This window comes from Kitasatospora sp. NPDC057542 (genome assembly GCF_042801945.1).
In the GTDB taxonomy this organism is placed as follows: domain Bacteria; phylum Actinomycetota; class Actinomycetes; order Streptomycetales; family Streptomycetaceae; genus Kitasatospora.
This window is the reverse complement of sequence record NZ_JBHVFE010000073.1, coordinates 1-26439: the sequence shown is the minus strand read 5'-3', so window position 1 is coordinate 26439 and position 26439 is coordinate 1. Positions and strand designations below refer to the sequence as shown.

Here is a 26439-nt window from a genome sequence, read left to right as displayed (position 1 = left end):
CGTCTGCGACAGCGAGTCGCTGTGCGAGGAGCCGTAGCCGTCCAGCCACGCCTTCCACGAACCGCTGCGGGCCGGCTGCGAGGTGCTGCTGTTCACCACGCCGCTGGACGCCGTCCACGGGGTGGCGGCGCCGGTCTCGAAGCCCGCGTTGCCCAGCAGCTGCGCCGGGGTGCAGCTGCCGCCACCGGCGGAGACGGTCCAGGTGAAGGCGGTGGAGGCCGACTTGCCCGCGGCGTCCGTCACCGTGACGGTCACGTTGGAGCTGCCCGCGGCGGAGGCGGTGCCGGCGATGACACCGGTGGAGGAGTTGATCGACAGCCCGGCGGGCAGGCCGCTCGCGGCGTAGGACAGCGGGGCGGTGCCGCCGGAGGCGTTGATCTGGAGGTTCACCGCGCCACCGACGGCGGTGGACTGGTTGCCCGGGTTGGTGACCGAGACCGCGCCGCTGCCGGCCGGCTTGGTGAGCAGGCAGCCGGACACGTTGAGGTCGATGACCCGGCTGGAGTTCAGGCAGGTGGTGAACCAGTACGTCTCCTCGCCGTAGCTCTGGCCCTTGTAGGCCTTGGTGGTGCCGTCGGCGGCCACCTCGCACGGGTTGTTGAGGGTGCACATGGCGCCGTCGTCGTTGCCGGTGTTGTTGATGCCGACGATCCGCCCGCTGGCGGAGTCGACGATCGGCGAGCCGGAGGTGCCGTGCGTGGTGTTGCAGCCGGAGCTGTAGCGCAGCGAGTCGTGCCAGGTCCACTCGTCCTCGCGCAGGGTCGGCACGAAGCCGTTGACGGAGCAGTTCCAGACCTGCTTCCAGTACGACGAGGGTATGTACATCGACGCACCGTCGGCCGGGTGCGAGTCGTTGATGGTCAGCGCGGTGACGCCGTACTTGGAGCTGATCGACCCGTAGGTGTCGGTGAGTTGGTAGAGCGCGACGTCGGTGCCGGTCATGGTCGCGTAGAGCACCTTGTCGGCCTGGACGGAGCCCAGGCTGTTGCCCGCGCCGTCGAGCAGGGTGCCGCTGCGGCTGGCGCCGGCGTTCTGGATGACCTGGCCGGCCGGGGGCATGGTCGGCAGGCAGTGCCCGTTGGTGAGCATCATCGCCCGGTCGCCGGCCACCGAGGTGGGGTAACGGACCAGCGAGGCCGAGCAGTTGCTCAGGGCGATGGTGGCGGTCAGGTCGGCCGCCTGGACGGCGTGCGCGGGGGCGGCGCCGAAGGCCAGGCCACCGGCGACGACGGCACTCGTACCGGCCACCGCGACAAGTCTCTTGAACATGGCTCTCCTTGTGGGGGATCGCGGGGTGTACGACTGGTCGCCGACGCCCACGCCGCACGAAAGTGCCATGGCCACTTCAAGAGGTCAACCATTGCGACCGAACTCGCCACTGCCGGGCACGGGTCGTGCCACCCGGGGGCAACGACCCGTCCCGGTATGCCCGTTACGGGCCAGGGCTACGGATACGGCTACGGCTGCGGGAAGGCGTTCGGGTCCACGTCGACGGTCGTGGCGTTGCCGTCGACCACCGGCTGGATGGTGATCTCCCAGGAGGTCACGGTCCGGCCGGTCTCGAACGAGAAGGTGTCCTCGAACTTGGTGAAGTGACAGTTCCGGGTGAAGCCCTTGGCGTCGGAGTCCCAGTCCGCGCCCTCGGAGACGTAGACCTCGTACGTGCCGTCCTCCACGCCCTCGACGTCGGCGTGCTGCCCCTTGCCGACGAAGACCGAGTGCACCGCCTTGCCGTTCAGGGCGAGCGACACCACGGCGTCCGTCTTGCCGCCGTTCTCGACCTTGAACGCGCCCTCGCCGCGCAGCTTCCCCTTGCGGACCATGGTGCCGTTGTCCAGCGAGCGGGACTGCTGCTGGGGCAGCGGCGGCACGGCGAAGGTGGTCGGGTATCCGGCCGTGGTCATCTTGGTGAGGGCCGCCGACACCGCCGCCAGCCCCTGGGAGGTGCCCAGTTCGGCCTCGGCCGAGCTCAGGGCGCAGACGTCGTGGAACTTGATGTCGCTGCGGACCTTGCCCGCATCGGTGGCGAGAGAGGTCATCGCCTCCACCAGCTCGGTCTGCACCGTCGAGACCGCGGGCGGCTTGTCCGCCTTGCTCAGGGCCTTGGCGGCGCCCTGCGCGCTGGTGACGACGCCGCCGAGCACGGTGTCGAGGTCGCTCAGGCTCTTGGCGCCGGCCACCTGGGCGAGCGCGGTGGTGACCGGGTCGACGCTCGCGCTGAGCACCGGGCCGTACGGCGCCGGGGTCGGTGTCGGCTTCGCGGAGACCCCCGGACCCGCCGACCCCGCCACGGACGAACCACCCGTCGAACCGCCTCCACCGCCACCGGAACAGGCCGCCAGCACCAGCGCCGTGCCGACGGCCAGGCCGGCCTTCCCCACGAACCGCTCGGACCCCACGAACCTCATGACCCACCCCCGGTAGCCGGACCGCGCGCACACCGCGCACTCGCGCGGCGACACATGGTCCCGGGCACGAACGACCCCGTCAACCCGATACCCGGCGGCCACCTCCGAGGGGCCGCCCCGGGCCGTCTCCGGAGGTCAACTACGATCGGGCTCGTGCTCAGTCTCACCGGACTTCCCCTCCAGATCATCACCTCGGTCCTCGCCATCGCCGTCTTCGCCGCCACCATGTGGCTCTGGCCGCGGTTCGGCGGAAAGGGCTGGAAGTCCTGGCTGGGCCGGATCGGCGCCTTCCTGGCCACCCAGATATCGGTGCTCGCCGCGATGGGCCTGATCGCCAACAGCTACTTCGGCTTCTACAGCTCCTGGACGGACCTGCTCGGCACCAGCGGCGGGCTCGGCACCGTGGTCGACCACGCGCCGAACGCCTCCGGGGTGTCCGTCACCGGTGAGCAGAAGTTCTACTCCTCCCAGGGCTCAGACCCGGAGCGCTCCGGCCTGATCCAGAAGGTCGACGTCAAAGGAGCCGGCAGCGGTCTGACCACCGAGGCGTACGTCTACCTGCCGCCCCAGTACTTCCAGCCGGACTTCGCCAAGCAGCGCTTCCCGATGGCCCTGGTGCTCACCGGCTACCCGGGCACCCCGGAGAAGCTGATCTCGCTGATGCAGTACCCGGCGTCCACGCTCGCCGCGATCGAGCAGAAGAAGCTGCCGCCGACCGTCCTGGTGATGACCCGCCCCACCCTGGTCGGCGACCGGGACACCGAGTGCGTGGACGTGCCGAACGGCCCCCAGGTGGAGACCTTCTTCACCACCGACCTGCCCAAGGCCCTCGCCACCACCTACCGGATCGGCACCGACCCGGCCAACCGGGCGGTGATCGGCAACTCCACCGGTGGCTACTGCGCGCTCAAGTTCGCGCTGCGCAAGCCCGACTCCTACCGCGCGGCGGTCGCGCTCTCCGGCTACTACAGCGCGGCCCACGACCCGACCACCGGCGACCTGTTCGGCGGCAGCGCCCAGCTGAAGCAGGAGAACGACCTGCTGTGGCGGCTGAAGAACCAGCCGCCGGCCCCGGTCTCGCTGCTGCTGACCACCGCCTACGACGAGAACAACTACGACGAGACCAAGGCCATGGTCGCCGCCTTCAAGGCCCCCACCAAGATGTCCACCATCACCCTGGACACCGCCGGCCACAACTTCCACACCTGGACCCGGGAGATCCCCCCGGCGCTGGAGTGGCTGGGCAAGCACATAGCCATGCCGGCATCGGTCTGACACCCGACAGATCACACCCGCCTCACAGCCCCGTCTCACGCTTCTCTCAGACGCGCCACCCACCGTGTGGCGCATGACCACGAGCAGCTACTCCCCTCCGGCCGGCGAACCGTGGCCCGAGGCCGCGAACCACCCGCCGCCGGAGGTGCCGGGACCGGACCCGGTCCGGCCGGACCCGGCACCGCTCTTCCCCGAGCAGCCCCTGCCGCCCGCCGGCCGCAAGGGCACGGCCTCCTGGTCCGGCCGGCTGCGGACCCTCCCCGCCCGCGCCTGGCGCGGGCGCGCGGACGACCCGGCCTGGGTGCGCCCGGCCCTGCTGGCGCTGCTGGCCGCGACCGCCGTCCTCTACCTGTGGGGCCTGAGCGCCTCCGGTTGGGCCAACTCCTTCTACTCGGCCGCCGTGCAGGCCGGCTCCCAGAGCTGGAAGGCCTTCTTCTTCGGCTCCTCGGACGCCGCGAACTTCATCACCGTCGACAAGCCCCCGGCCGCGCTGTGGCCGATGGCGCTCTCGGCGCGGATCTTCGGCCTCTCCTCCTGGTCGGTGCTGGCCCCGCAGGCACTGATGGGCGCGGCCACCGTCGGCGTGCTGTACGCGACGGTGCGCCGCCGCTTCTCCCCGCTCGGCGGCCTGCTGGCGGGCGCCGCGCTGGCGCTCACCCCCGTCGCGGCGCTGATGTTCCGCTTCAACAACCCGGACGCACTGCTGGTGCTGCTGCTGACGCTGGCCGCGTACGGGCTGGTGCGGGCGGTCGAGGCGGCGGGCACCCGGTGGCTGCTGTTCACCGGGGTGATGTTCGGCCTCGCCTTCCTCACCAAGACCCTGGCGGCCTTCCTGATCCTGCCCGCCTTCGCGGTGATCTACCTGGTCGCGGCACCCACCGGGTTCTGGCGGCGGGTACGGCAGACCCTGCTCGCGGGCGTGGCGCTGCTGGTCTCGGGCGGCTGGTGGGTGGCGATCGTCGAGCTGATGCCGGCCTCGGCCCGCCCGTACATCGGCGGCTCGCAGGACAACAGCTTCCTCTCGCTCACCTTCGGCTACAACGGCCTCGGCCGGGTGGACGGCAACGAGCGCGGCAGTGTGGGCGGCGGCGGCCGGATGCCGGCCGGGCTCGACCTGCCGGGCGGCGGCGCGGCGCCCGGCGGCGGCCGTGGCTGGGGGCAGACCGGTCTGACCCGGATGTTCGGCACCGACGTCGGCGGGCAGATCGCCTGGCTGCTGCCGGCCGCGCTGATCCTGCTGGTGGTCGGCCTCTGGGCGACCCGCCGCTACGCCCGCACCGACACCGCCCGCGCGGCCTTCCTGGTCTGGGGCGGCTGGCTGCTCTCCACCGCGCTGATCTTCAGCTTCATGTCCGGGATCTTCCACCAGTACTACACGGTGGTGCTGGCCCCGGCCGTCGCGGCGCTGGTCGGCATGGGTGTGGACGGGCTGTGGCGGGCCCGGCACCGGCTGCCCTGGGCGCTGGTGCTGGCCGGGACGCTCGCGGTGACGGCCGTCTGGGCGTTCGTGCTGCTCGGCCGCAGCTCGGACTTCCTGCCGTGGCTGCGCTGGGCGGTGCTGGTCGGCGGGCTGGTGGCGGCGGCCGCGCTGGTCGCCGGGCAGTTCGCCGGCCGGGCCTCCGGGCGGACCGGCGCGCGGATCGCCTCGGTGGCGGGCCTGGTGGGTCTGGCGGCGGCGCTCGGCGGTCCGGCGGCGTACGCGGTGGACACCGTGAACTCCCCGCACACCGGCTCGATCGTGACCGCCGGGCCGGGCGTGCAGGGCGCGTTCGGGCCGGGCGGCATGGGGCGCAAGGGCGGCAACGGCGCCAAGGGATTCCCGGGCGGCGGCAACGGGCGCTGGTTCGGACAGGGCGGTCAGGGCGGCCAGGGCGGTCAGCCGGGCTTCCCGGGCGGCCAGGCACCGCGCGGGCAGAACGGCGGGGGCTTCCCCGGCGGCCAGGGCTTCCCCGGCGGCCAGGCCTTCCCGGGCGGCGGCACCGGCAACGGCACCGACCACGCCAACGGCCGCCACGAGCGCGGCAACGGCGACAACACCGGCACCGGCACCGGCACCGGCACCAACGGCGTCCCCGGTCCGCAGGCCCCCGAGGGCATGTTCCCCGGCGGCATGGGCGGCCTGCTCGACGGCCCCAAGGTGAGCGACGAGGCCGCCGCCATGCTCAAGGAGAACGCCGACCACTACACCTGGGCGGCCGCCGCGATCGGTTCGCAGAGTGCCGCCGGCTACCAACTCGCCACCGGCGAGCCGGTGATGGCCCTCGGCGGGTTCAACGGCACGGACCCCTCGCTGACCCTGGCCGGCTTCCAGAAGTACGTCCAGGAGGGCAAGGTGCACTGGTTCATCGGCGGTGGCTCCCGCCGGGGCTTCGGCGGCGGCGGCGAGGGCGGGCAGCAGAACGAGTCCGCCCAGATCGAGTCCTGGGTGACCACCCACTTCACCGAGAAGACGGTCGGCTCGACCACCTTCTACGACCTGACGGCCCCCACCTCCTGACGGTGGGTCCGCGACCCCGAAGGGGGCCCGGCCCGCTCAGTCGGACGGGCAGTGCGTCCCGGCCGCCGGCAGCCGGCCGTCCACCAGGTAGTCGGTCACCGCGTCCCGGACGCAGCCGCTCTTGTCGTACCCGGTGTGCCCGTCGCCGTCCCGGGTGAGCAGCACCCCGTGTTCCAGCCCGGCGGCGAGCCGCTGCGCCCAGACGTACGGGGTGACCGGGTCGCCGGTGGAGCCGATCACCAGGACCGGCGCGCTGCCCGGTGCCCGGACCGGTTGCGGCGGCTCGGGCGAACGGAACGGCCAGGGTCGGCAGTCCGGGTCGAGCAGGGTGCCCACCGGGTCGTGTCCGCTGGTCAGCGGGGCGCGGGCGGCGAGTTCGGCGAGGGCCGGGCGCAGTTCCGCCTCGGTGGGCGGCGGCGGGCCGTCCGCGCAGGAGATGGCGGCGTAGGCGTCGGCCGGTGTCCGGTAGCGGCCGTCCTCGCCGCGGCCGTCGGCGCCGTCGGCGAGGGCGAGCAGGCCCTCGGCCTCGCTCCGGGTGACGGCCGGTTCGAGGGCCTCGCGCAGTCGGGGCCAGGAGCGGTGGCCGTCGGCGAGCACGTCCAGGGCGGCGTCCCAGCCGAGCGCGGCGGTGAGCGTGCGGCCGTCGGCAGCGCGCAGCGGGCGCTCGCGCAGTCCGTCGAGGAAGCCGGCGAGGCGCTGCGGGGCGGCGGCCGGGTCTGCGCCGAGCGGGCAGGCCGGCCCGTCCTCCGTGGCGCAGGCGGCGGCGAAGGCCCGGAGCCCGGCCTCGGCTGCAACGGCCTGCTCGATGCCGAGCCGCGTCGCGGGGACGCTGTGGTCGACGGCTCCGTCGAGGACGAGCCGGCCGGTGCGTTCGGGGAACTCCTCGGCGTAGCGGGCGCCGAGGTGGGTGCCGTAGGAGAAGCCGAGGAAGTCCAGCCTGCGTTCGCCGAGGGCGCCGCGCAGCACGTCGAGGTCGCGGGCGGTGTCGCGGGTGCCGAGGTGCGGGAGCAGGTCGGCGTGCCGGGCGCGGCAGGCCTCGGCGAGGATCCGGCCGTGGTCGTAGGCCGGGTCGTCGGTGGCGTCCCACTGGTCGCGGGTGCGGTCGTCCAGGCAGTGGACGGGGGTGGTGTCCCCGGCGCCGCGCGGGTCGAAGCCGACCAGGTCGTACCGGTCGTGCAGCGGCCCCTGGTAGCCCTTCCAGCCCCAACGGACCATGTCGACGCCGGAGTTGCCGGGGCCGCCGGGGTTGAGCAGCAGGGCGCCGATCCGCTGCTTCCGGTCGGCGGCGGGCACCATGGCGAGGGCGACGTCGACGGTGCGGCCGCCCGGGTCGGCGTAGTCGAGCGGGACCTTGAGGGTGGCGCACTGCACGACGGCCGCGTCCGGGTCGGCGCCGTCCGGGTCGGGGCAGCGCCGCCAGTCGATCCGCTGGTCGTAGAGCGCGCGCAGGGCGGGGGTCGCGGTGGCGGCGGCCCGCTCGTCCAACGGCGGCCGGGCGGCCGGGCGGGCGGCGCCCGTGCAGCCGCTCGTCAGCGCGAGGGCGAGGGCGGCGGCGAGGGCGGGCAGGGCGCGCCCGGGCGACCGGGGGAGCCGGGAAGTCATCGGAGCCACCACCCACGAATACCATCCGGCCCGCGCCCGGGGCACATCGCACCCGCCCCCTGCCGCCGTGGATTAACGTTTCGTCAGCCGCCGCACTGCTGGAGCATGGCCTTCTTGTCGGCCTCGGTGACGGGCAGCTGGTACTTCAGCGAGACCTGGGCGAAGCGCACCGCGTAGGAGCAGCGGATCTCGGTGTTGGCGGGCAGCCAGGCGGCCGGGCCGGAGTCGCCCTTGGAGGCGTTCTGCGAGCCGTCGGCGGGGATCAGGTTGAGCGGGTCGTTGGCGATCTGGACGCGCTTGGCCTTGTCCCACTTGCCGGCGCCCATCTGCCAGTCGTAGGAGAGCGGCATCACGTGGTCGATCTGGATCTTGGTGGCCTGCTGCTTGGTCCACTGGACGGTCTTGCCGGTGTACGGGTCGTAGATGGTCATCGCGGTGACCGTGCAGTCCGAGCCGTCCTTGCGCTCGACGGCCGTGCCGTCCCGGGCGAGCAGGTCGTTGCGGGTGTCGCACTTGTTGCCGCCGAACGGGACGCCCTCGACGTTGTCCGTCCAGGCCGGGCCGAACTCGTTGCGGTCGTAGCCGTCCTTGGTGCCGACGGCGGCGGTGGTGACCTTGGCGATGATGTCCCGGCCGGCCTTCTGCTCCTCGGGGGTGGTCAGCGGCGCCAGGCCGGGCTTGGTGCCGTCGGGGTTCTGGAGCGGGCTGGTGCCCGCGCCTGCGGCGGGGGCGGCGGTGCCGTCGGCCTTGGGGCCGGTCGACTTGTGGTCGCGGCCGCCGATCAGCCAGCCGACCAGCGCGAGCGCGCATATCAGGAACACGGTGGCGGCGGACAGCGTGGTGCGGCGGGCGGGCACGGAGAACTCCCGAGGTCAGGGGCGGGTTGACGGCGAACCAGCAGATCAGCCGCCCCAAGAGCAGGTCAAGCCGACGCCACGCGATGTCCAGGAGCATGTCGAAGCTCACACCCGTTCATGTCCTGCGCCCCGCCCCGTTCGCGCCGTGCGGTCAGCCGCCGATGGCGGACATCGGACGGTCGGGCCGGACGAACTCCGCGCTGCCGATGGCGTGTCCGGGCCCCTTGCCCGCCAACGCCACCCGCCAGGCCGCCTCGATCGCCGCATCGCCGGCGCCCCCGCGCAGCAGTGCCCGCAGGTCCGACTCCTCGGTGGCGAACAGACAGGTGCGCAGCTGCCCGTCCGCCGTCAGCCGCACCCGGTCGCAGCCGCCGCAGAACGGCCGGGTGACGGAGGCGATCACGCCCACGACGGCGTCCGTGCCGGCGATCCGCCACTCCTCCGCCGGGGCGTTGCCGTGCCGACCGACGGGGACGAGGTCGAACCGCTCCTCCAGTCGCGCCAGGATCTCGGAGGCGCTCACCATCGCGGACCGGTCCCACGCCCCTTGCGCGTCCAGCGGCATGGACTCGATGAACCGCATCCGGTAGCCGTGCGCCACGGCGAACCCGGCCAGCTCCGCGATCTCGTCGTCGTTCACCCCGCGCACCGGCACCGCGTTCACCTTCACCGGCCCCAGCCCGGCCGTCTTCGCCGCCGCCAGCCCCGCGAACACGTCACCGATGCGGTCCCGCCTGGTGATCGCCGCGAAGCGCTCCGGGCGCAGGGTGTCGAGGCTGACGTTCACCCGCCCCAGCCCCGCCTCCCGCAGCCCGACCGCCGTATGCGCCAGGCCGATCCCGTTCGTCGTCAGGGACACCTCGGCCCCCAGCGCCGCGATCCGCCCGACCAGCCCCACCAGCCCCCGCCGCAGCAGCGGCTCCCCGCCCGTCAGCCGCACCGACCGCACGCCCAGCCGCTCCACCGCGATCCGCACCAGCCGGACCACCTCGTCGTCGCCCAGCACCTCGGCACGCCCGAGCCACTCCAGCCCCTGCGCCGGCATGCAGTACGTGCAGCGCAGATTGCAGCGATCGGTCAACGAGACCCGCAGATCGGTGTGGACCCGGCCGAAGCGGTCCACCAGGGGGCGCGGTGCGGTGTTCATCGCCCCAGTACAGGCGGTCCGGGCCCGGCCCGGCCAGCGGCCGAACCGCCGGGGCGCGGCCGCCGCGTGCGGCTCGCGCTTGTGGCTTCCCACAATGCGCGCCCCGGCCCCGACCGGGCAGGCTGGCCCCATGCAGAGTGTGCCGACACCCGCCGGACCGGCCCCGGTCGCCGCCCTGGTCCTCGCCGCCGGGGGCGGCCGACGCCTCGGCGGGCGGCCCAAGGCGCTGCTCCGGTACGGGGGCCGGCCGCTGGTGGAGCACGCGGTGGCGGTGGTCCGGGCCGGCGGCTGCACGGACGTCACGGTGGTGCTGGGCGCGGAGGCCGGGCGGGTGCGGGCCACCGCGCACCTGCCGGGCTGCCGGCTGGTCGGCAACCCGGACTGGGCGCGGGGCATGGGCTCCTCGCTGCGGGCCGGCCTGGCCGCGCTGCCGCCGCACGCCTCGGCCGCGCTGGTGATGCTGGTGGACACCCCGGGCGTGACCCCGGCCGCGGTGGCCCGGCTGCTGGCCGCCCACCGGGCGGGCGCCGAACTGGCCGCGGCGGCCTACGGCGGAACGCGCGGGCACCCGGTGCTGATCGGCGCCCGGCACTTCGCCGAGGCGGCGGCGGGCGCCCGCGGCGACGCCGGGGCCCGCGCCCTGCTGGCGGCGCACGCGGCGGAGCTCGTCCTGGTCGAGTGCGCCGACGTCGCCGCCCCCGACGACCTCGACACCCCCGCCGACCTGGCCCGCTGGTCCGCCGGGTGAACGTCCCGGTCGGGCCTGGCGAGCATCCCCCTCGGGAAGGATTCCACCCCTACCCGAGTGGGCAGGATTCCCTGATCCGTCCCTGAGGATTGCCCCATTCCGCGTCCGGCGCCGGACATTTCGGGGGAGCATGGGATACGTCCCACCACCCGACACCGACGGACGGAGCCCGCGATGGCCGGACTGCCCGACGACTTCACCGGACACGACCCCACGCGGCCGGGGCCGGGCGGTGGCGCCCGGGCGATCCGCTGCCCCGCCTGCCGCCGCGAGCACCTCTACGAACCGCCCTCCCTCCCCTGCCCGTGCGGCGCCTCGCTCAAGGTGCCGCTGCTGCGCGGCGGGGTCCCGGTGCAGGTGCGCTTCCGGTCCTGGGAGGACTCCTGGCTGAGCATGCGCTGCCCGCACTGCGGCCGCTCCGACCAGTGGCCGCAGCCCGAGTTCACCTGCAACTGCGGCGCCACCGTCCGGCTGCCGGTGGACCGCACCACCCGGCTGGGCAGCGGCACCGCCGCCCCGCTCGCCGCCCCCGGCCCGCAGGCCGCCCGCCCGTACCCGGGCCACCCGGTGAACGCGCCCGCACCGGCACCGCCCGCACCGCCCTCGGCCGGCCGCTCCCGTCCGTTCCGCCACCGTGCGCCGTTCCGGCCGCACCCGGTGCGCACCTCGCAGGACGCGGTGTTCACCGCCGCCCGCTACCTGGAGTGGCTCGGCTTCGACGACCTGGAGCTGACCGAGGCCCAGGAGCGCGACGGGGTCACCCTGCTGGGCAGCCGGATGGTCGCCCAGGTGGACACCTGGACCGAGCCCGCCGACGTGAAGTCGGTCGAGTGCCTCTGGCTCCAGACCCTGCACGCCGAGGAGATGGCCGCCGCCATGTTCACCCTCGCGGGTTATTCACACCAGGCCACCGTGCGCGGCGAACAGCTGCTGGTCGCCCTGTTCAGCCTGGACCTGGCGGGTGTGCCGCAGCCCGCGAACGGCGCCGCCGAGGCCCTGATGGAGACCGGCTGGACCTCCTGAGCCACCGGACGGCCCGCCGGTCCGCCCCTCCCTCCCGCCCCTGGATCGGTTCCCCCTCGCCCCTCTAGATCATTTTGCCCGCAAAAGCAACAACCTTCGCTCGTGATCTGGTGCACAAGCTCACCCCCGTGTTGAATTGCCGCCACAGCGCGGGCCTTTCGCCCTGCCGTCGCCATGCGTGCGGGTCGTGGCGGCAGGGCCTCAGGGGCAGGTCCGTGCCCTTGCCGGATGGCGCACACAAGGAGGTGGCGTTGTCGGAGCGCGGATGGGACCCGAGCGGCCCGGACGGGCGGGGGCGGGCGGCAGCGGAGGAGCCGGGTGACACCGTGTGGCGGCTGAGGTCCCGGGGGTGCTGGCAGGAGGCCGCCGAACTACTGCGGCCGACCGCCGAGCACGACCCGGACGCGGCCCTGGGGCGGGCCGAACTCCTCATCGAGCAGTGCCTGTTCACCGCCGCGCACTGGACCCAGGCCGAACAGGCGCTGCGCCTGGCGGAGGCGATGGCCTCCGGCACCGAGCAGCGCGCCGCCGCCGCCTGCGCCCGCGGCTTCCTCGCGTACGTGGCGAGCGTGCTCGGCCCGCGGGACCGGCTGGACGAGGCGCAGGCCGCGCTCGGCCGCACCTCGGCCCTGCTGCCGCCGGACGCCCCGGGCCGCCCGCTGCTGGACTTCCGGCGCGGACTGGTCGCCGAGAACCTGCTGCGCGACCGCAGCGCCGCCTGGATCGCCTACCGCCGGGCGCACGAGGGCGCCGGCGAGCGCGGCGACGAGCTGCTGCGCTCGTACACCTGGCGGCACCTGGCCGCGCTGGCGCTCTCGCGCGGGGAGCGCGGGAACGCCCGGGAGGGCTTCGACGCCTCACTGCGGTTGCGCGAGCAACTCGGCTTCACCGTGGGGGTGGCGCCGGCACTCGCGGCGCTCGCCGAGGTGTCCGAGCCGCCCGAGGCCGCGAGGCTGCGCGCCGAGGCCGCCCGGCTGGTGGCCGCCCTGGGCGGGGTTCCGGTCTGGCTCGCACGCCAGCTGGGCGCCACCGGCACGCCGGGGCCTCCCCCGGCCGGGCGCATCACGAGCGAGACCCGGGGCACGATCAGCTAAGGTGAGGCTAACCTGGCCGGGGGGAGCAGTACCCCGGCCGGGTCGCCTTGCCGTTCCCCGGGCACCGCCATGCCCCGGTCCGGCCGCGTCCGGCGCACCACCGCCGCCGGGCACCGCCGGGCGGACCATGGGCGCCCCGGTCGACCCGTTGGGGCCGCCCATGACCGCGAGCAGCACCCGGCCCGACCCCAGGCCGCACGCCCTCCGCACCACCGGGGCGCGCACCCCCGTCCCCGCTCCCGCCCCCACGGCCCCGGGCGCTCCCTCGTACCACCGGCTGTCCGGGCTCTCCCCCGTCCTGACGGTGCGCTGCGCCCCGCCCCGGCGCGGCGACGGCTGGCTGCCCGCCGCCGACCTCGCCGCCCGCCCCGAAGCGGTGCGCGAGCTGATCGCCCATGACGCCCGACAGGGCCTCGCCCGCTACGGGCAGCCGCTGCGCCCGGACGTCGCGGCCGGCTTCGGGCTGCACCGCTTCGTCTGGCCGGTCTCGCTGCTGTTCACGCTGCCGTGGTTCCTGGAGCGGCGCGTCCCGCTGCTCGCCCTCGGGGACGTCGCGCTGCGCCGGCGCCCCGACGCGGTCGAACTGACGGTCCGCCCGACGGAGTTCGCCTGCCTGCCGGACGACCCGGCGGCCGGCTCGGGGCAGGCCCGGACGGTGCCGGACGAGCAGGCGCTGGCCGCCGCCCTGCGGTCCGCGCTGGGCGGGTTCCTGGCCCCGGTGCTCACCGCCCTCGGCCCGGAGGCGCGGCGCGGGCGCCGGGTGCTGTGGGCGATGGCCACCGACGCGACGGTGGAGGGGCTCTGGTACGCGGGAGGGCTGCTCGGGGAGCAGGAGCGGGCGCGCACCGAACTGTCCGCGCTGCTCGCGCCCGGCGAACCCCTCGACCCCGCGCACACGCCCGGCGCGGGCGACCGCCCCGCTCCGGCCCCTGCTCCCTTCACCCCGGGCGCCGGTTTCGCGCCCCCGGCTCCCGGGGACGACGGCGCGCCGGGCCCGGACCGGTTCCGGGCCAGCTGCTGCCTCGTCTACACGGCGGACCCGAAGGACATGTGCGACGGCTGTCCGCGCGTCACCCGGCGTTGACGAATTCCGGGAACCATCCGCTCCGCAGCCGGGGATCCGCCTCCGCCACCGCGGGCACGGATTCCCGGGAGCGTTCCGGGGAACGGCGCCGCCGCAAGGAATCCCCGGACGGCGGCGCGGCGGCGGCACGGCGGACCGCAGACCGGACGGGGGATCAGGCCGCCACCGCCGCCGTCCCGCTGAGCTCGAACCACATCCGCTTGCCGGAGCCGCGCGGCTCCACGCCCCAGGAGTCCGCGAGCGCCTCGACCAGCATCAGCCCGCGCCCGGAGGAGGCCTGCTCCCCCGGTGTCCGGCGGGTCGGCCAGAGGTCCGACTCGTCCTCCACCTCGACCCGCAGCCGGGCCCTGCCTCCGTCCGCCTCCGGCTCCCGGTAGAGCCGGGCGGTGAACATGGCGTCCCGGTCGGTGTGCCGGATGGCGTTGGTGACCAGCTCGGAGGAGAGCAGCTCGGCGGTGTCGATGAACTCGGCCACGCCCCAGCGGCGCAGCGCGTCGCGCAGCTCGGCCCGGACCTCGGCGACCCGCGCCAGGTCGGCCTGGCCGATCCGGCGGCGCAGCTGCTGGGCGGCCAGACCGCCGGCCGGGCCGTCCCAGCGCAGGAGCAGCAGCGCTATGTCGTCCTCGCGCTCGCTGGAGTCGGCGGCCTGGGAGGCGATCCGGTCGGCCAGCTCCTCCAGCGGGTCGCGGGCGGCCTCCGCGGCGTCCGGCAGCGGGCGGGCGAGCACCCGGGTGAGCCGGGAGACGCCCTCGTCCAGGTCCATGCCGCGCGCCTCGACCAGGCCGTCGGTACAGAGCAGCACGGTCTCGCCCGGGTCCAGGCTGAACCTGGTGACCCGGTACTCCTGGTCCGGGTCGATGCCCAGCGGCAGCCCGCCGGCCACCGGCACCACGGCGGCGGTGCCGTCCGCGCGGCGCACCACCGGGTCGAGGTGGCCGGCCCGGACCGCGTAGACCACGCCGTAGTCCACGTTGACCTCGGCGTAGGTGCAGGTCGCGAAGTGGTCGGTGTCCAGGTCGGCGAGGAAGCGGGAGGCGCGGGCCATCACGGCGGCGGGCGGGTGGCCCTCGGCCGCGTAGGCGCGCAGCGCGATCCGCAGCTGGCCCATGATCCCGGCCGCGTGCACGTCGTGGCCCTGGACGTCGCCGATCACCAGACCGACGTGTCCGCCGGGCAGCGGCACCACGTCGTACCAGTCGCCGCCGATCTGGAGGCCGGAGCCGGCCGCGAGGTAGCGCACGGCGGTGGTCACGCCCCGGACGGACGGGACGGTGCGCGGCAGCATCACCCGCTGGAGGCCGGCCGCGAGTTCGTGCTCGGCGTCGTGCAGCCGGGCCCGGGCCAGCGACTGGGCGACCAGCCCGCCCAGGGTGGTCAGCAGGATGCGCTCGTCCGCGTCCAGCTCGCGCTCGTCGTCGAAGCTGACCACGCAGACACCGATCGCCCGGCCGCTGGCCACCAGCGGCAGGTACGCCCAGGAGCCCCGACCGGTGCGGCTGGTCAGCTCCCACGCCTCGGGGTAGCCGTCGCGGAACTCCTCGCGGGTCGAGACGAAGACCGGCACGCGGTGGCGCAGCGCCTCGGCGGCCGGGTGGCCGGGCGGCAGCACGGTGCGGTCCCAGCCCGCCAGCGAGTCGGCGCGGTAGCCGGAGGCGCCGAGGATCTGCGCCCGTCCGGCCTCGAAGGAGGCCAGCACCAGGCCGTCCGGCGGCAGTCCGGGCAGCGGAAGCTCGGTGAACACCCGGGCCACGTCACGCACGGTGACGGCTTCGGAGAGAGCGCGCGCCGCCTCCTTGATGAACCGGGAGCGTTCCTCGCGCAGCAGGGCCATCCGGTCGGCGCGGTCCCGCTTGTGCAGTTCGACGGTGGCGTCCCAGACGAAGCCGACCATCCGGGAGGCCCGGCCGAAGGCGTCGGCGAGCACCCGGCCGCGGAAGCGCACCGCGCGCATGCCGCCGTTCGCCCCGACCGTGCGGTAGTAGGCGCCGCACTGGCCCAGCTCGGCCACCGCGCGCTCGACCCGGCGGCGCACCACGGGCGCGTCCTCGGGGTGCAGCAGGGCCAGGAAGGAGGCTGCGGTGCGGTCGAAGCGGCCCTGTTCCAGGACCTCCGGTCCGATGATCGCGCAGGCCCGCTGGTCACCCTCCAGGACGTCGCGGCGGATGTCCCAGTCGAAGGAGCCGATGCCGTTGGCCGCCATCGCGGGCTCCAGCCAGTCCGGCATGGTGTCGGCGGAGGAGGGCGGCAGTCCGCCCGACAGCACGGGCGCCAGCCGGGCGGCCGCGAGGCTGGGGGACGGGCGCACCGCGGAGCCGCGGCGCGAGGCCTGGGCGGGCGGCCGGGCCCGGCCGGTCCCGGCGGTGGCGGGGCCGGCGACGGGCTGCCCGGGGGTGCGCGACTCCAGGGCGCCCGACTGCTCGGCGACGCGCGGCTCGACGGCTCTCGGCCTGGCGGTGCGCGCTTCCACCGTCCTCGGCTCCACGGTTCGCGGCTCTACGGTTCGCGGCTCGACGCCGGGCGCCGCGCCGGGAGGTAGCGCCGACCCCGACGACTCGGGCTCAGTGGGCATGCTGCTCCTGCCGCTGCCGTGGCGGACCGCGCCGACCGTCCGGACGGGCCGCGTGGCGGTGTGATCGGTCGTGCTGGATAGGACGGTGCGACGGGCGGTGGCCAGTCGAGGTTCGGTCTCCCCGCTGCTCCCCGCACGTGGACACACATTCCCACCATCCTGGCCAATGTTCGGCCGAGCGGCAATGGTAACGGGCCGGAAATCTTCCGTTCCGCCTTCTGTTCAGGGCTTCCTTCGACGGCGAATCAATCGACGGCGAACCATCCTGCGGCCCGGCAGGCCGGGCCCGGTCGGGATCGGGCCCGGTAGGCATCGGGACACCGCCGGCCCCGGCACCGGCCCCGGGCTCAGGGCAGGGCGAGTTCGAACCAGGTGACCTTGCCGTCGCCGCGCAGCTGCACGCCCCAGGAGTCCGCGAGCGCCTCCACCAGCAGCAGGCCGCGCCCCGAGGTCGCGTACTCGGCCTCCGGATCTCGCCGGCGGCCGGGCAGTCTGCCGGCGCCGTCCTGCACCTCGATGCGCAGCCGGTGGTCCGAGCCGAGCACCGCGTCGAACACCGCGCCGTTGCCCGTGTGCAGCAGTGCGTTGGTGACCAGCTCGGAGGAGAGCAGCTCGGCGGTGTCGGACAGCTCCGGCACCCCCCAGTGGCTCAGCGCCGAACGCAGCCGCTGCCGGACCGCACCCACCCCGACCAGGTCCGCCGGGTCGAGCGCGACGTGCAACCGCCGGTGCACGGCACAACCCGGAGCCGGTGCGCCCGGCAGGGTCGTCCCGGTGCCGCCGACCGGCGCCTGGACCGGCCCTGACCGGTAGGCGTCGCCGGAACTCGTCCGCTGCCGCGGGAATCGCGACTGACCGTCCATCAACACATGCCCCCGCCCTGGAATCCGGGCCCCCCGCCCCCGGATCCCCCGCCGGCCGGGTGGCCCCCTCGTTCTGACCACTCATCCTCATGCCCAGTTGACGGCGTTTGCAACAGTGTGCGTCCCATCACGTGGGGTGAAAGGGGCACGGGGTGGTCCGCGTGATCCAACTGCCCGCGCCGGACAGGTTTGCGAAGCGCAGAGGCCGTTTTCGAAGACGCCGCACCCCGATCCCGCGCACACCCGGCGCCCGTACGGACCGCGCACCCGACCACACGCCCCCTGCCCCGCTCCCGCCGCGCGCCGGGGCCGGACGTCCGCTCACGGGCCACCTCTCCCCACCCGGCCCCGCACCCGCCCCTCACCCCCCTCCCCCACCCAGCAAGCCGAACGCCCGCGGAGCGGCAACGCTGGACAGGGCGGCCCGGTGCGGGTTCAATGACCCGAGGTGTTTGAACGACGTTCTAACATCGCCCCGACAGCCCCTGCCGAGCCCTGAGGCCTCACGGCCCCGAGCCGACCCCCTCCCCGGCGACCGCGAGCGAGGAACCGTGCGACTGACCCCCACCGAGCGGGACCGGCTGCTGATCTTCACAGCAGCCGAGCTGGCCCGCGCCCGCCGCGCCCGGGGCGTGCGCCTCAACATCCCCGAGGCCACCGCCCTGATCGCGGACACCGTCTGCGAGGCCGCCCGCGACGGCCTGCGCCTGGCCGAGGCCATCGAGGCCGGCCGCTCCGTGCTGACCGCCGACGACGTGCTGCCCGGCGTGCCGGACGTGGTCACCGTCATCCAGGTCGAGGCCGTCTTCGAGGACGGCACCCGCCTCGCCGTCGTCAACGACCCGTTCAAGGGCGCCGGCTCGCTCGGCGACGAGGCCCCCGGCGGCGTGCTGATCGGCGACGGCGCCGGCTACGACCCGATCGAGGAGACGCTGCTGCTCCCGGTCCACAACACCGCCGGGGTGCCGATCTCGGTCACCTCGCACTTCCACTTCTTCGAGGCCAATCCGCGCCTGGCCTTCGACCGTGCCGCCGCCTACGGCACCCACCTGGCCGTCCCGGCCGGCTCCTCGGTGCGCTTCGACCCGGGCACCACCGTCGAGGTCGGCCTGGTGCCGATCGGCGGCGAGCGGGTCGCGATCGGCTTCGCGGGGCTCGTGGACGGCCCGCTGGACGCTCCCGGCGCGAAGGAGGCCGCCTTGGCGAAGGCCCGCGCGACCGGCTACCTGACCGGCTTCGACGACGCGGAGGTGCCCTCATGAGCGAGCGACGGGGTCACCCCCGGCCGAAGGCCGGCGGAGAGCAATCGAACAGAGCGGCCGCACCGGCGTGGTCGGCCGAGCGAAGCGAGGCGGGAGCATGACGGCGATCACCCCCCACGACTACATCTCCGTGCACGGCCCGCGCGCCGGGGACCGGGTCCGGCTCGGCGACAGCGGACTGATCGTCCGCGTGGAGTCCGACTCCCAGGCGCCCGGCGACGAGTTCCTGGCCGGCTTCGGCAAGACCGCCCGCGACGGCCTGCACCTCAAGCCCGCCGCCGTCCGGGACACCTGCGACGTGGTGATCAGCAACGTGCTGGTGATCGACGCGATCCAGGGCGTCCGCAAGACCTCGATCGGGCTGATCGGCGGCCGGATCGCCTCGATCGGGCGGGCCGGCAACCCGGACACCCTGGACGGCGTCGACGTGGTCGTCGGCACCGGCACCACGATCGTCTCCGGCGAGGGCCTGATCGCCACCGCCGGCGCCATCGACACCCATGTCCACCTGCTCTCGCCGCGGATCATGGAGGCCTCGCTCGCCTCCGGCGTCACCACGATCATCGGCCAGGAGTTCGGCCCGGTCTGGGGCGTCGGCGTCAACTCGCCCTGGGCGCTGCGGCACGCCTTCAACGCGTTCGACGCCTGGCCCGTCAACATCGGTTTCCTGGGCCGCGGCTCGTCCTCCGACGAGGCCCCGCTGATCGAGGCGCTGGCCGAGGGCGGCGCGTCCGGCTTCAAGGTGCACGAGGACATGGGCGCGCACACCCGCGCACTGGACACCGCACTGCGGGTCGCCGAGGAGTACGACGTCCAGGTCGCCCTGCACACCGACGGCCTGAACGAGTGCCTCTCCGTCGAGGACACCCTGCGCGTCCTCGACGGCCGCACCATCCACGCCTTCCACATCGAGGGCTGCGGCGGCGGACACGTCCCCAACGTGCTGAAGATGGCGGGCGTGCCGAACGTCATCGGCTCCTCCACCAACCCCACCCTGCCGTTCGGCCGGGACGCGCTCGGCGAGCACTACGGCATGATCGTCTCCGCGCACGACCTCAAGGTCGACCTGCCCGGCGACGCCGCGATGGCCCGCGACCGCATCCGGGCCGGCACGATGGGCGCCGAGGACGTGCTGCACGACCTCGGAGTCATCGGCATCACCTCCTCCGACGCCCAGGGCATGGGCCGGGCCGGCGAGACGGTGCGCCGCACCTTCGCCATGGCCGGGAAGATGAAGGCCGAACTCGGCCCGCTCGACGGCACCGGCTCGTACGGGACGACGGACGGCGGCGACGACAACGAGCGCGTGCTGCGCTACATCGCCAAGCTCACCGTCAACCCGGCCATCGCGCACGGCCTCTCCCACGAGGTCGGCTCGATCGAGGTCGGCAAGCTCGCCGACATCGTGCTGTGGCGCCCGGACCACTTCGGCGCCAAGCCGCAGCTGGTCCTCAAAGCCGGCTTCCCCGCCTACGGCGTGGTCGGCGACCCCAACGCCTCCACCGACCGCTGCGAACCGCTCGTCCTGGGGCCGCAGTTCGGCGCCCACGGCGCGACCGCCGCCGACATCTCGGTGGCCTTCGTCGCCCGGGCGGCCGCCGACGGCGCCTACCTCGACCGGGCCGCCGACGGGCTGCCCACCCGCCGTCGCCGGGTCGGCGTACGGGGCACCCGCGGCATCGGGCCGCGCGACATGGTGCGCAACGCCCGCGTCGGCCACGTCGAGGTCACCGAGACCGGGCTGGTCTCACTGGACGGCTCGCCCCTGCGCTCCGAACCCGCGGACAGCGTCTCGCTCAGCCGCCTCTACTTCCTCTGATTCTCCTAGGGACTCGATGATGACCACTCCCACGCCCGCCTCGCTCGGCTACCGGATGCCCGCCGAGTGGCACCCGCACGACCGCACCTGGATGGCCTTCCCCACCACCAACCCCACCTTCGACGGCCCCGAGCAGCTGCACGCCGCCCGCCAGGCCTGGGCCGCCGTCGCCGACACCATCGTCGGGTACGAGCCGGTGACGCTGATCGTCAACACCGGTGAGACGGCGCAGGCGCGCAAGTACGTCTCCGAGCGGGTCGAGATCGTCGAACGCCCGCTGAACGACGCGTGGATGCGCGACATCGGCCCGTCCTTCCTGATCGACGGCAAGGGCTCGCTGGCCGCCGCCGACTGGATCTTCAACGGCTGGGGCGCGCAGTCCTGGGCCCGCTGGGACAAGGACCAGCACATCGCCGAGCACATCAGCGAACTGACGGAGGTGCAGCGCTTCGCCTCCCGGCTGATCAACGAGGGCGGCGGCATCCACGTCGACGGCGAGGGCACGGTGCTGGTCACCGAGACCGTCCAGCTCGGCGAGGGCCGCAACGCGGACTGGACCAAGGAGGAGGTCGAGGCCGAGCTGCACGCCTTCCTCGGCACCACCAAGGCGATCTGGCTGCCGCGCGGACTCACCCGCGACTACGACGAGTTCGGCACCCGCGGGCACATCGACATCGTCGCCTCCTTCGTGCGCCCGGGCGTCGTGGTCGCCCACGTCCAGCCCGACCCCTCGCACCCGGACCACGAGGTCTGCCGGGAGCTGGTCGCCGTGCTGCGCGCCTCGACCGACGCCCAGGGCCGACCGCTGGAGGTCATCGAACTGCCCGCCCCCACCGTCCTGCTGGACGAGGACGGCGAGCCGGTCGACTACTCCTACATCAACCACTACGTGGCCAACGGCGCGGTCGTCCTGTGCGCCTTCGACGACCCGCGCGACCAGGAGGCCGCCGCCATCCTCGCCGAGGCCTACCCGGGCCGCACCGTCGAACTCGTGGACGCCCGCGAGATCTTCGCCAACGGCGGCGGCATCCACTGCATCACCCAGCAGCAGCCGAAGGCACTCTGACCTGCTGCTACGGCTACCGAAGCGGGAGTGGGCCGTTCTCCCACCCCGCTTCGGTAGCCTTCTGAGCTCCGTTCCACCGAGGAGATCCGCACATGGCCGACCCCCGCCCGCGCCGGCCGGCGCGCCCCCGCGAGGAGGTCTTCGCCACCGCCCGGGCCGCGATCGCCGAACACGGGCTCGCCAAACTCACCATGGCCGGGCTCGGCAAGCAGCTCCAGATGAGCGCCGGGCACCTGCTCTACTACTTCGGCAGCAAGGACCAGCTACTGCTGGAAACCCTCCGCTGGAGCGAGGACCAGCTCGGCGCCCGCCGCCGCGAGGCCCTCGCCGACCGCGCCCTCGACCCCTGGCAGCGCCTCGACGCCTACCTGCGCCTCTACCTGCCGGAGGGGGCGGGCGATCCGCGCTGGATCCTCTGGGTCGAGGTGTGGGGCCGCTCCCCCGCGAGCGCCGAGATCCGCCGGGGCCAGCAGGAGATCGAGGCCCCCTGGCAGGCCGACCTGGTCGCCCTCATCGAGGAGGGCGCCGCCGCCGGCCACTTCACCCCCGGCCCGGCCGCCGACCGCGCGGTGCAGATCCGCGCCCTGCTCGACGGCCTCGCCGTCCCCATCGCCATCGGACTCCCGGACGCCCACCGCCCCGCCGCCCTCGCCCAGGCCGTCGCCGTCACCGGCACCCTCCTGCGCACCTGAACCCACCCGCGGCCACTGCGGCGGGGCCTGCCGTGGGCCCGCCGGCCGGTTCCGCGCGCGGTGGAGGAGGGCCGGCCGCGACACGGCAGCAACCCGCGCGACGCCCGCCGCCCCCCTGCTCGTCCTCGCCCGGCCGGACTCGGGCAACCGGGCCGCGCCCACCGCTTCCGCCGCGAGGCCTTCACCCGCGCCCTGGCTTCGGTCCGACACCGACCGCCCTGTCCCCGCCCGCGCAGGGGTGGAACGCAGGCCGGTCCGGCGTCACTCGGTCCAGACGGCGGCGGCCGTGCGGTCGTCGGCGTAGCCCTTGGCGCGGACCTGGACCTGGCGGAGGAAGTCGACGGTGCCCGGAGGGTGGGGGTGGGCCCAGTGGGTGGAGAGGAAGTGGGCGACGGCCGGCTCGTCGGCGACGGGGCGGGCGAGGCCGGGGGTGCAGAGGAGGAGGATGTCGCCCGGCGTCGCGGGGACAAGCCGGAAGCGGAACGGGCGCGGGCCGGGGACCGGGGCCTCGGGGACGGTCGGCTGGCCGTCCGGGTGGTGCAGCAGTCGGGCCGCGTAGGCGTCGATCCAGTGGCCGGAGCGCAGCAGGTAGAGCCCGCCCGGGCCGACGCCGAAGGCCGCGCGGTGGCCGGCCTCCGGGTCCAGCGACACCAACAGGCAGTGCAGTGAGGCCGGGGACGGGGTGTCGTCCCCCTCCGCCCGGGGCACCAGGGCGCGCAGCGGGGCGGCCGCGGCGGTGGCCAGGCGCTGGAGGCCGTAGCGGAGCCGGTCGCGGGCGCCGTCGCGCAGGTCGGCGGCCAGGCCGGCCCGGCTGCGCCCGATCGCGGCCGCGAGTTGGTGGCACGCCTTCCCGGTGGCAGCCGCGACCGCCTCGGGGGTGACCGCCTCGTCCTCGGCGCCGCCCGCCCGGTCGAAGCCGCCGAGGACGGCGAGCAGCAGCCCGTCGGGGCCCTCGCCGAACCGGGTGACCAGCAGGGCGTCGCGGCGCGGCTCGCCCCGGTAGCGCGCGGAGTCGCCCCGGACGGAGGCGGCGCGCAGCACGGACGGTCCGTACTGGGCGCCGTCCAGCACGGTGTCCGGTACGAGCGCGCGCAGTGCGCCGGGGTCCGCCTCGGGTACGGCCGTCGGCTCGGGTCCGTAGGTCGGGGGGCGTTCGCCGACGTGCGGGACGGCGGTGCCGCCGTCGGCGCGCGGTGCGCGGATGGCCAGACGGGGGTCCGGGACGGCCGCGGCCTGGGCCACGGGCTCCGGATCGGGTTCCGGGGTGTGGACGGGTTCGGGTTCGGGGGCGGGAGCGGAGGCCTCGGGTTCCCTCGTCTCCTGCGGCTCCATCGCCCCCGTCGCCTCCTCGGCGACGGCGGGCTCGGGCCCGGGCTCCGGTTCGGCTTCGGGCCGGGCTTCGACGACGGACTCGGGCCCGGGCTCCGGTTCGGGGGCGGGCGGAGGGGCGGGCTTCTCCAGCGAGACCGGGTCCGTGACCGGTACGACCTCCGGCTCCGGTGCGGGTTCGGGTGCCGATACCAGCTCAGGTGCGGGCTCAGGTTCCGGCTCAGGCACCGGCTCCGGTTCCTGCGCCGCCTTCGGTGCGTCGTCGGCGAAGGCGGGGGCCGGGAACCGGTGGGTCTCCGTGGAGGTCCGCTGACGCCCGATCCCCTCCGCTCCGCCGATCACGCCGACCGCGGTGTCGAACCAGTCGTCGATGCTGTCCCGGTTGTCCGAAGCGCCTTGCCCGTCCTGCGCCCCAGGAGCCTCCGCGGGCACCTCCGCCGCAGCCGCCCCCACCGACTCCGGCTCCGGCTCCGGCTCCGCCGACCGCTGCTGCCCGATGAGCCCGACCGCCGTGTCGAACCAGTCGTCCACGCTGCCGGCCCCCGGGTCGGCGTGCGGGGTGTCGGGGAGGGTGCCCGTCGGACCGTCGTAGACGGCGTCCCACCAGCCGTCGTCCGGCCGGTGCGGCTGTGCGGGTGCACCCTGCTTGCTCATCTGGCGGCTCCTGGTCGTTCCGTGGTCGCGCCGCCCCGGCGGGCCGGGCTGACGACATTGTTCTCCACCTGCGGCGACCCTGTCCGGGTTTCGGCGACAACCGGTCACCCATCAAAAAGTCCCGGCCACCGCGCTCACCAGCCGGTTCGCCGGACCGGCACCGGGTACGTCGTCCGCTCGTCCGCTTCCGTTCCGTCCGTGCTTGCCGGATGTGTCCGGAGCAGGGCGTTTCCTGGTCATCCGGGCGTGCGGGCCGCCGAAAATGAGGGCCGATGGGGGGCATCGCATCACTCGTTCGGCTGATTAAATGTGCGCATGACCGCGTCGGCCCCCAGTTCGCCCCGACCGAGGACGGCCGCATCCGCGGGCCGCCCGGCGGGTGGACTGTTGGTCCTGCTGCTCGTCGCGCTGCTGACGCTGCTGCCCTGCGCGGGCCAGGCGAAGGCCGTGGACGACCCCGGCCATCCGGCGCCGCCCCCGGCCCCGGTCAGCGCCGTCACCGTCGTCACCGTGGTCAACGTCCAGGTCGCGGTCGGCCAGGCCTCCTACACCGGCCAGGCCGCGAAGGTCACCAGGTCCGCGAAGCCCTCGGACCACCACCGGACGGCCGAGGAGCAGGGGCACTGGATCCTCTGCACCGCCGGCGGCGAGCCGCCGCGCAACAACGGCTGCTCCAGCCACCCGTTCTGCCCGCAGGACGCCCAGCTGCCGAACCCGCCGCCGCAGCCGCAGCCCGCGGTGTCACCGCTGACCCCGGCCGCGCCCGAGGCGCTGCCCCGGGTGGTGCCCGCCGGTCTGCTGGAGGGCTCGCACCCGGTCCCCGACCTGCACGAACTCCAGGTCCACCGGTCCTGAGCGGAACCCACCGCCGACGGCACAGCCGCCGGCGGACCCGCCCCTCCTCCCACTCCAGCTGACCGCCGTCACCGACCGGTGCGGCGGGGACAAGGACGACCACCATGGGTTCCGCTTCCAAGCAGTCCAACAAGCCCGGCGGCAAGCAGGACGGCCTCGACCGCCGCGCCCGGATCGCCGAGCTGCGCGCCGCCGAGCAGCGCCGCGACCGCCGCAACAAGATCGTCGCCTCGGTGGCGGCCGGCGTACTGGTGATCGGTGCGATCGCCACCGGCACCTGGCTCGTCATGGACCAGAACCAGAAGAAGAAGGACAAGGAGACCGCCGCCAACGCGGACATCCCGGGCGTGAAGACCTTCGGCGAACTGAGCCGCACCCACGTCAAGGACAAGGTCACCTACCCGATGACCCCGCCGGTCGGCGGCGACCACAACGCGATCTGGCTGGACTGCATGGGCCACGTCTACGACCAGCCGGTCGAGAACGAGCGCGCCGTCCACTCGCTGGAGCACGGCGCGGTCTGGGTGACGTACAACGGCAAGGCCACGCCGGACGACCTCAAGATCCTCTCCGACAAGGTCAAGAAGACCCCGTACTCGCTGATGAGCCCGTACCCGGACGAGCAGGGCACCATCACCCTGAACGCCTGGAGCACCCAGCTGATCGTGGAGAGCGCCGGCGACCCGCGGGTGGAGGAGTTCTTCACCAAGTACGTCCAGGGCAAGCAGACCCAGGAGCCGGGCGCCTCCTGCACCATGGGGCAGATGTGACCGCCGACGCGGGCCGTCCCGACGAGGCCGTGACGGAGGACGCCGCGGACACCGCAACGGACACCGTCGAGGAGGGCGCGGCCCCGCGCCGCCGCCGCATGTGGCTGCCGGCCGTGCTGGCCGCCGCCGTGGCGCTGGCGCTCGGCGTGCCGGCCCTGGTCGCGAGCGGGACCTCGGCGTCCGGCGCGTCCACGCTGGCCGTCCCGGCCGACGACTCCCCCGAGGCCGGGTTCGCCCGCGACATGGCGACCCACCACCAGCAGGCGGTGGACCTGTCGTTCGTCGTCCGGGACCGCACCGCCGACGAGCCGACCCGCACCCTGGCCTTCGACATCATCAACACCCAGGCCAACCAGCGCGGGATGATGATGGGCTGGCTGGACCAGTGGGGGCTGTCCCAGCACTCGACCGCCACGCCGATGGCGTGGATGAAGATGGGCCACGAGTACCAGGCCCACGACGGTTCGCTGATGCCGGGCATGGCCACCAACACCCAGATCGCGAAGCTGCGCACGCTCAGCGGGCGGGACGCCGAGGTGTACTACCTCCAGCTGATGATCGAGCACCACAAGGGCGGCGTCGAAATGGCCCAGGGCTACGTCGACAAGGCCGGGAACGATGCCGAGAAGCGGCTCGCACAGTCGATGGTGGTCGCCCAGACCTCCGAGCTCCAGCTGATGACCGACATGCTCAAGGAGCGCGGCGCCGCCCCCGGCGTGCCCGCCTCCTGAGCGGTCGTCCCGCACGCTCTGCGTCGTCCCGTGCGCCCTGCACGCTCCGCGCGTTCCCCGGACGGCCGGGGCGCCGGCGAGGACGGTCCCGTGC

At 74.5% G+C, this 26439-nt stretch carries 21 protein-coding genes; 13 read left to right on the top strand and 8 right to left on the bottom strand.

What is annotated here, in order from left to right; all coding sequences use genetic code 11:
* Together ACFU7Y_RS12460 and ACFU7Y_RS12455 are read right to left on the bottom strand one after the other, a co-directional pair.
* Positions 1-1269, bottom strand: a 1269-nt coding sequence (locus ACFU7Y_RS12460) for a putative Ig domain-containing protein (RefSeq protein ID WP_380767744.1), incomplete at its 3' end; no start/stop codon positions are given.
* A gap of 188 nt (positions 1270-1457) precedes the next feature.
* Complete coding sequence (locus ACFU7Y_RS12455) at positions 1458-2408, bottom strand: hypothetical protein (RefSeq protein ID WP_224282528.1); 951 nt, start codon at positions 2406-2408, stop codon at positions 1458-1460.
* A 153-nt stretch (positions 2409-2561) separates the two neighbouring features.
* On the opposite strand from ACFU7Y_RS12455, the gene ACFU7Y_RS12450 reads away from it, so the two are divergent.
* Together ACFU7Y_RS12450 and ACFU7Y_RS12445 are read left to right on the top strand one after the other, a co-directional pair.
* Positions 2562-3683 (top strand): esterase family protein, encoded by a 1122-nt coding sequence (locus ACFU7Y_RS12450; protein WP_224282529.1) that lies wholly within the window; start codon positions 2562-2564, stop codon positions 3681-3683.
* A gap of 73 nt (positions 3684-3756) precedes the next feature.
* Positions 3757-6180 (top strand): glycosyltransferase family 39 protein, encoded by a 2424-nt coding sequence (locus ACFU7Y_RS12445; RefSeq protein WP_380767743.1) that lies wholly within the window; start codon positions 3757-3759, stop codon positions 6178-6180.
* 36 nt (positions 6181-6216) lie between these two features.
* On the opposite strand, the gene ACFU7Y_RS12440 is transcribed toward ACFU7Y_RS12445, so the two are convergent.
* The 3 genes from ACFU7Y_RS12440 to moaA form a co-directional block, all read right to left on the bottom strand.
* The gene (locus ACFU7Y_RS12440) at positions 6217-7782 is read right to left on the bottom strand and encodes an alpha/beta hydrolase (protein ID WP_380767742.1); all 1566 of its coding nucleotides are present in this window, start codon (positions 7780-7782) and stop codon (positions 6217-6219) included.
* 83 nt (positions 7783-7865) lie between these two features.
* On the bottom strand, positions 7866-8597 hold the full coding sequence (locus ACFU7Y_RS12435; RefSeq protein WP_374120167.1) for an HNH endonuclease family protein: 732 nt from the start codon (positions 8595-8597) through the stop codon (positions 7866-7868).
* Positions 8598-8790: 193 nt separating this feature from the next.
* Positions 8791-9786, bottom strand: a complete 996-nt coding sequence (moaA, locus tag ACFU7Y_RS12430; protein WP_224285277.1) for a GTP 3',8-cyclase MoaA — start codon at positions 9784-9786, stop codon at positions 8791-8793.
* 130 nt (positions 9787-9916) lie between these two features.
* Between moaA and ACFU7Y_RS12425 the strand changes: the two genes are divergently transcribed.
* The 4 genes from ACFU7Y_RS12425 to ACFU7Y_RS12410 all read left to right on the top strand — a co-directional run bounded on the left by ACFU7Y_RS12425 (position 9917) and on the right by ACFU7Y_RS12410 (position 13735).
* Positions 9917-10534 carry an NTP transferase domain-containing protein gene (locus ACFU7Y_RS12425; RefSeq protein WP_380767741.1) on the top strand — a complete coding sequence of 206 codons (618 nt, stop codon included), beginning with the start codon at positions 9917-9919 and terminating at the stop codon, positions 10532-10534.
* Positions 10535-10708: 174 nt separating this feature from the next.
* On the top strand, positions 10709-11557 hold the full coding sequence (locus tag ACFU7Y_RS12420; protein ID WP_380767739.1) for a hypothetical protein: 849 nt from the start codon (positions 10709-10711) through the stop codon (positions 11555-11557).
* Between the two features lie 251 nt (positions 11558-11808).
* On the top strand, positions 11809-12651 hold the full coding sequence (locus ACFU7Y_RS12415; RefSeq protein ID WP_380767738.1) for a hypothetical protein: 843 nt from the start codon (positions 11809-11811) through the stop codon (positions 12649-12651).
* Between the two features lie 160 nt (positions 12652-12811).
* A complete protein-coding gene (locus tag ACFU7Y_RS12410; RefSeq protein WP_380767736.1) occupies positions 12812-13735 on the top strand; it encodes a (2Fe-2S)-binding protein in 924 nt (307 codons plus the stop codon).
* Between the two features lie 154 nt (positions 13736-13889).
* On the opposite strand, the gene ACFU7Y_RS12405 is transcribed toward ACFU7Y_RS12410, so the two are convergent.
* Positions 13890-16202, bottom strand: a complete 2313-nt coding sequence (locus ACFU7Y_RS12405) for a SpoIIE family protein phosphatase (RefSeq protein WP_380767734.1) — start codon at positions 16200-16202, stop codon at positions 13890-13892.
* A 449-nt stretch (positions 16203-16651) separates the two neighbouring features.
* Complete coding sequence (locus ACFU7Y_RS12400; protein ID WP_224284036.1) at positions 16652-17038, bottom strand: ATP-binding protein; 387 nt, start codon at positions 17036-17038, stop codon at positions 16652-16654.
* 680 nt (positions 17039-17718) lie between these two features.
* Here ACFU7Y_RS12400 and ureA point away from each other — a divergent pair.
* The 4 genes from ureA (at position 17719) to ACFU7Y_RS12380 (ending at position 22006) form a co-directional block, all read left to right on the top strand.
* Positions 17719-18429 carry an urease subunit gamma gene (gene ureA / locus ACFU7Y_RS12395; protein ID WP_224284035.1) on the top strand — a complete coding sequence of 237 codons (711 nt, stop codon included), beginning with the start codon at positions 17719-17721 and terminating at the stop codon, positions 18427-18429.
* Between the two features lie 97 nt (positions 18430-18526).
* Entirely contained in the window at positions 18527-20248 is a 1722-nt protein-coding gene (locus tag ACFU7Y_RS12390; RefSeq protein WP_380767732.1) for an urease subunit alpha, read from the top strand.
* 16 nt (positions 20249-20264) lie between these two features.
* Positions 20265-21314: an agmatine/peptidylarginine deiminase gene (locus ACFU7Y_RS12385; RefSeq protein WP_224284033.1), complete on the top strand. Its 1050-nt coding sequence runs from the start codon at positions 20265-20267 to the stop codon at positions 21312-21314.
* 92 nt (positions 21315-21406) lie between these two features.
* Positions 21407-22006 (top strand): TetR/AcrR family transcriptional regulator, encoded by a 600-nt coding sequence (locus ACFU7Y_RS12380; RefSeq protein WP_224284032.1) that lies wholly within the window; start codon positions 21407-21409, stop codon positions 22004-22006.
* A gap of 261 nt (positions 22007-22267) precedes the next feature.
* On the opposite strand, the gene ACFU7Y_RS12375 is transcribed toward ACFU7Y_RS12380, so the two are convergent.
* The gene (locus ACFU7Y_RS12375; RefSeq protein WP_380767729.1) at positions 22268-23989 is read right to left on the bottom strand and encodes a hypothetical protein; all 1722 of its coding nucleotides are present in this window, start codon (positions 23987-23989) and stop codon (positions 22268-22270) included.
* 387 nt (positions 23990-24376) lie between these two features.
* Between ACFU7Y_RS12375 and ACFU7Y_RS12370 the strand changes: the two genes are divergently transcribed.
* The 3 genes from ACFU7Y_RS12370 (at position 24377) to ACFU7Y_RS12360 (ending at position 26345) form a co-directional block, all read left to right on the top strand.
* On the top strand, positions 24377-24844 hold the full coding sequence (locus ACFU7Y_RS12370) for a hypothetical protein (protein WP_224285020.1): 468 nt from the start codon (positions 24377-24379) through the stop codon (positions 24842-24844).
* A 104-nt stretch (positions 24845-24948) separates the two neighbouring features.
* Positions 24949-25614: a DUF3105 domain-containing protein gene (locus tag ACFU7Y_RS12365; protein ID WP_224285019.1), complete on the top strand. Its 666-nt coding sequence runs from the start codon at positions 24949-24951 to the stop codon at positions 25612-25614.
* The gene (locus ACFU7Y_RS12360) at positions 25611-26345 is read left to right on the top strand and encodes a DUF305 domain-containing protein (RefSeq protein WP_380767727.1); all 735 of its coding nucleotides are present in this window, start codon (positions 25611-25613) and stop codon (positions 26343-26345) included. Before ACFU7Y_RS12365 ends, ACFU7Y_RS12360 begins: the two co-directional genes overlap by 4 nt.
* Positions 26346-26439: the final 94 nt, after the last annotated feature.

Bases quoted from the DNA above. Each gene is read 5' to 3' on its own strand.
- moaA (WP_224285277.1), bottom strand. From the start codon at position 9,786: ATGAACACCGCACCGCGCCCCCTGGTGGACCGCTTCGGCCGGGTCCAC.
- ACFU7Y_RS12375 (WP_380767729.1), bottom strand. From the start codon at position 23,989: ATGAGCAAGCAGGGTGCACCCGCACAGCCGCACCGGCCGGACGACGGC.
- ACFU7Y_RS12365 (WP_224285019.1), top strand. From the start codon at position 24,949: ATGGGTTCCGCTTCCAAGCAGTCCAACAAGCCCGGCGGCAAGCAGGAC.
- ACFU7Y_RS12390 (WP_380767732.1), top strand. From the start codon at position 18,527: ATGACGGCGATCACCCCCCACGACTACATCTCCGTGCACGGCCCGCGC.
- ACFU7Y_RS12385 (WP_224284033.1), top strand. From the start codon at position 20,265: ATGATGACCACTCCCACGCCCGCCTCGCTCGGCTACCGGATGCCCGCC.
- ACFU7Y_RS12445 (WP_380767743.1), top strand. From the start codon at position 3,757: ATGACCACGAGCAGCTACTCCCCTCCGGCCGGCGAACCGTGGCCCGAG.
- ACFU7Y_RS12440 (WP_380767742.1), bottom strand. From the start codon at position 7,782: ATGACTTCCCGGCTCCCCCGGTCGCCCGGGCGCGCCCTGCCCGCCCTC.
- ACFU7Y_RS12380 (WP_224284032.1), top strand. From the start codon at position 21,407: ATGGCCGACCCCCGCCCGCGCCGGCCGGCGCGCCCCCGCGAGGAGGTC.
- ACFU7Y_RS12455 (WP_224282528.1), bottom strand. From the start codon at position 2,408: ATGAGGTTCGTGGGGTCCGAGCGGTTCGTGGGGAAGGCCGGCCTGGCC.
- ACFU7Y_RS12420 (WP_380767739.1), top strand. From the start codon at position 10,709: ATGGCCGGACTGCCCGACGACTTCACCGGACACGACCCCACGCGGCCG.
- ACFU7Y_RS12410 (WP_380767736.1), top strand. From the start codon at position 12,812: ATGACCGCGAGCAGCACCCGGCCCGACCCCAGGCCGCACGCCCTCCGC.
- ACFU7Y_RS12425 (WP_380767741.1), top strand. From the start codon at position 9,917: ATGCAGAGTGTGCCGACACCCGCCGGACCGGCCCCGGTCGCCGCCCTG.